General features: G+C 64.0%; 5 protein-coding genes. 3 read left to right on the forward strand and 2 right to left on the reverse strand.

Translation table 11 applies throughout. The features are described 5' to 3' along the window. Positions 1-554 (reverse strand): hypothetical protein (locus P409_RS29455; protein WP_034846806.1); only part of this gene is annotated, 554 nt, incomplete at its 3' end. Between the two features lie 182 nt (positions 555-736). Between P409_RS29455 and P409_RS29460 the strand changes: the two genes are divergently transcribed. Continuing rightward, positions 737-1,417 carry a transposase gene (locus tag P409_RS29460; protein WP_034846808.1) on the forward strand — a complete coding sequence of 227 codons (681 nt, stop codon included), beginning with the start codon at positions 737-739 and terminating at the stop codon, positions 1,415-1,417. A gap of 14 nt (positions 1,418-1,431) precedes the next feature. Here the strand turns inward: P409_RS29460 and P409_RS37425 are convergent, their stop codons facing one another. Then, entirely contained in the window at positions 1,432-1,689 is a 258-nt protein-coding gene (locus tag P409_RS37425; RefSeq protein ID WP_202964845.1) for a hypothetical protein, read from the reverse strand. A gap of 336 nt (positions 1,690-2,025) precedes the next feature. Here P409_RS37425 and P409_RS36545 point away from each other — a divergent pair, with 336 nt between their 5' ends. Continuing rightward, positions 2,026-2,880, forward strand: a complete 855-nt coding sequence (locus P409_RS36545) for a lipid II-degrading bacteriocin (protein ID WP_052121549.1) — start codon at positions 2,026-2,028, stop codon at positions 2,878-2,880. A gap of 17 nt (positions 2,881-2,897) precedes the next feature. Then, positions 2,898-3,239: a hypothetical protein gene (locus P409_RS29470; protein WP_152613611.1), complete on the forward strand. Its 342-nt coding sequence runs from the start codon at positions 2,898-2,900 to the stop codon at positions 3,237-3,239. Positions 3,240-3,600 lie beyond the last annotated feature (361 nt).

A 3,600-nucleotide genomic window follows, 5' to 3' on the forward strand; every position in this document is an offset into this window, starting at 1 on the left:
AGCGTCGTCCGCGGGGCAAGCGGCGGCACGGGCGGCGCGATCCCCCTCACCCTCCCGTCGGCTTCGCCGCCGGGTCCCTCCCTCTCCCTGAGGAGAGGGCCATCGGAGCGCGCCGCGCCTTCCCTCTCCCCGGGGGAGAGGGAGGGACCCAAGCCGCAGGCTTGGGAGGGTGAGGGGGTGGCCCCGGCCCATCCATCTTCGATCCCGTAATGGCGGCGGAACTCCCCGAACGCCTGCTCCAGGCTCGGCAGGGCGGCAGCGGACCGGGCGGTGGCGCCGCCGCGCTTGCGGGCCCGCGCGACCGAATCGGCCAGCTTGCGCCTCACGACGGGGAGCAGCGGGATGCCCTTTCGCCGGTCCAGCTCGACCTCCTCCAGGCAGGCGACCACGATCTCGGCCCTCGCCAGCAGGGTGGACGCCCGGGAGCGGGCATTGGCCTCCGCATAGCCGACCTCGGCGGTGGCGAGGCCGCCATTGCCGTGCCGCGTGACGCGCCTGGCGAACGACCGCTCCCTCGGCAGGACCTCAACCGCCCATGCGACGCCATCCTCCATCCCGCCCTCCCACAGAAAAGCCCGCCGCGGCGGGGCCGGGCGGGCGCAACTCTTCGACTCTGCCTGGATTATGAGGTTCGACGCGGCCTCACGTCAAGAACAAAAGAAGAACAAAATCGATGACAGTGCACTCATTTGAACCGATAATGGGGCTTGGGACGGCGTTCGCAGGGGATGAGGGCATGGCTCGGCTGGCGCGTGCGGTGTTTCCGGGGCTTCCCCATCACGTCACCCAGCGCGGCAACGGGCGGGCGCAGACCTTCTTCGGCGACGCGGATTACGCGCTCTACCGCGACCTGCTCGCCATCCATTGCGCGGCGGCGGAGGTCGAGGTCTGGTCCTGGGTCCTGATGCCGAACCACGTCCATCTGATCCTGGTGCCGAGCGACCCGGACGGCCTCCGCCGGGCGCTGGCGCCGGTGCATCGATACTATGCCGGCCATATCCATGCGCGGCTCGGCCGCAGCGGCCATTTCTGGCAGGGGCGCTTCGGCTGCGTCGCGATGGATGAGGCGCATCTCGGGGCCGCGCTGCGCTATGTCGCGCTCAATCCCGTGCGTGCCGGGCTGGTGGAGCGGGCGGCGGACTGGCCCTGGTCCAGCGCGCCGGTCCATCTGGGCCGGACCGGGACGGACGGCCTGACCGCTGCGGGACCTGTGCTGTCGCGCACTCCCGATTTCGCCGCGATCCTCGCTGCCGGCGAGGACGAGGAGGCGTCGGCGCGGCTGCGGCGGGCCGAGCAGATCGGCCGGCCGCTCGGCAGCCGCGACTTCCTGGGCCGGCTCGAACGCGAGAGCGGCCGGTCCCTCGCCCCCGCCAGGCGCGGGCGGAAGCCTGCTAAAAGTGCACTGTCACCGAATTGAACCGAATTGAGAATTCAGAGCGGATAAACGCTTGCGAAAGGGTAGATATGGAATTGAGCGTCGTTCTCGCGGCACCAATCTTCCAGTTCCCGCTTCAGCTCCGGCCAAAGCGACCGCGCCCATTCCGGCGCATGTCGCTTCCACTCTGCCTCGGTTGGAAGATGGGCTGACAAGACGCCCATCGGCAGCTCGAGGACGAACGAGCCGCCGCGACCTGAGACCACCAGCTCTTCTTTCCAGCGAGGCTGAAAATGGAATACTTTCTCCATCATAGTTAAAGACTACACCGATGTTCACCGCGGGCGCCACTCCAAGTACCGCCGCATCCTGCCATGCGTCGCCTTAAAACTCGGTGACGCAAAATTGCGGAAATTCGGTGACAGTGCACGAATTGCCCGAGCACTAAAAGTGCACTGTCACCGAATAGAGTGCAAGGTGAACTGTCAACGCGATTTGCAATTCACGCGCACCTAATTCGCAATTGATTCGCATTTGCAATTACCTAGGAATGCCTTACCCTTGGTGTGAATGGCGTCCAGACAAGACCGCCCGCCCGGCGCGACCGTCGCCGGCCGCACACAGACGCGATATCGAGAAGGGGGAAGGACATGGCAGGCGAACTCACTCTTGACCCGATCATCGTCCAGGGCGGCATCGATCCCCTGAATGATGCGGATTACCTGGCCGGATCATTCATCGATTATCTGGACCGCAATCGCCAGGAGCCAATTCAACAAACTGTCGAGAACTGGCTGGAAGACTACGTGCAAGACTATATGAATCAGGTCGTCGATACCGACAACCTTTCCTATGTGATATATTCAGAGCTCGTCAATGTCCTGAAGGACAGCTGGGACAATTTTTACCATACGCTGACCCAGTATTCCCTGTTCGACGAAATCATGGCCGATGGGGTCAGCAAGGTCAGCAATCTTTTGGGACTGACGCCGCCCGACGCCTATGATTCATACGACAACACGATGTCGGGATCGCCCGTCATGCCCCTCAGGGCCTTGGCCCATTACCTCTTCGGCGACGGCGAACAGATGCGCGTCAACATCGGCGACCTCGGGTTGGCGATCACGCCCGACGAGATCAATGTCGGCGGCGGCAGCACCCTCCAATCCATGCTGGACAACGGCGGCTATGTCGGCACCCGGAATGTGACGGTCGAACGCTTCGGATACGATACCTATAATGACGATGCCTCGACGGGCCTCACGCTCGGCAATGTGACGCTGAAGCTCGAGGGGGAAGTCTCCCGGTTCGAGGACGGATCCTGGACGTTCGACGGCGAGATCCGGGGCTACAACGATTTCTACGACTTCAATCCGAGCGGACATCGCGCCTTCTGGGCTGAAATCATCACGGAGATCACGAATCAGCTGCCCGGCACGTCCTACGGCATCAGCATCGACGGCGCGCTCAACGTGCATTGGAACAGCTGGACCGACTGGCAATGACGCGGAGATCGATCATCGTGCTGATCACGGTCCTTGTGCTGGCGGTCGGCGGCTGGGTGGCCGTCGACAGCCATAACGTCGTCGCGGACTGCAGGGCGGCTCCGGACAGCGAGATCCTGTCTCGCCTCAACGAGGCGGTCCTGGCATCGGACCTGGCCCCGCGATCCCTCTGGCGCGAGCTCGCGCCCGAGCCGGGCGGCCCGTCCTATGACCGCATCACCGATGCGTGGGACGTCACCTTCAGGCTCATCGGAAACGATGGAAAGCCGATCGGCCGCTATTTCGGCACTGTGAAGTGTGGCGGCATGGGAGGGGTGGAGTTCTCCATCGACCAGACCTTCAAGGGCCGGCGCCCGTAGCCAGCCCCCATCGTTGGCGTCATACGTCCGCGCTGGACTGCACCGAATTGCCGCTTACTCTTCGCCGTCGTTGCGAGGAGGCGAAGCCGACGAATCCATCCAGCGAAAATTCGGTGACAGTGCACGAATTGCCCGAGCCTAAAAGTGCACTGTCACAGAATAGAGTCGAATAGAGTGCCGAATTACCGCACCGCCCCCTGGATTGCTTCGCTGCGCTCGCAATGACGGGTTTGAGGTCTTCGAGACGGCCTTGCGGGAGACGAACTGCCCTCACCCGTTCCCCAGGCTGCCGATCAGGCCTTCCAGGCCGCCCTGGTCCAGCTCCTGCTTCGCCGGCTGCACCGTGGGCGCCGTGACCGCC

Origin of the sequence: Inquilinus limosus MP06, from assembly GCF_000767795.1 — a bacterium.
Classification (GTDB): Bacteria; Pseudomonadota; Alphaproteobacteria; order DSM-16000; family Inquilinaceae; genus Inquilinus; species Inquilinus limosus_E.

Excerpts from the sequence above, each read along its gene's own strand:
- P409_RS36545 (WP_052121549.1), top strand. The coding sequence starts at position 2,026 with ATGGCAGGCGAACTCACTCTTGACCCGATCATCGTCCAGGGCGGCATC.
- P409_RS37425 (WP_202964845.1), bottom strand. The coding sequence starts at position 1,689 with ATGATGGAGAAAGTATTCCATTTTCAGCCTCGCTGGAAAGAAGAGCTG.
- P409_RS29460 (WP_034846808.1), top strand. The coding sequence starts at position 737 with ATGGCTCGGCTGGCGCGTGCGGTGTTTCCGGGGCTTCCCCATCACGTC.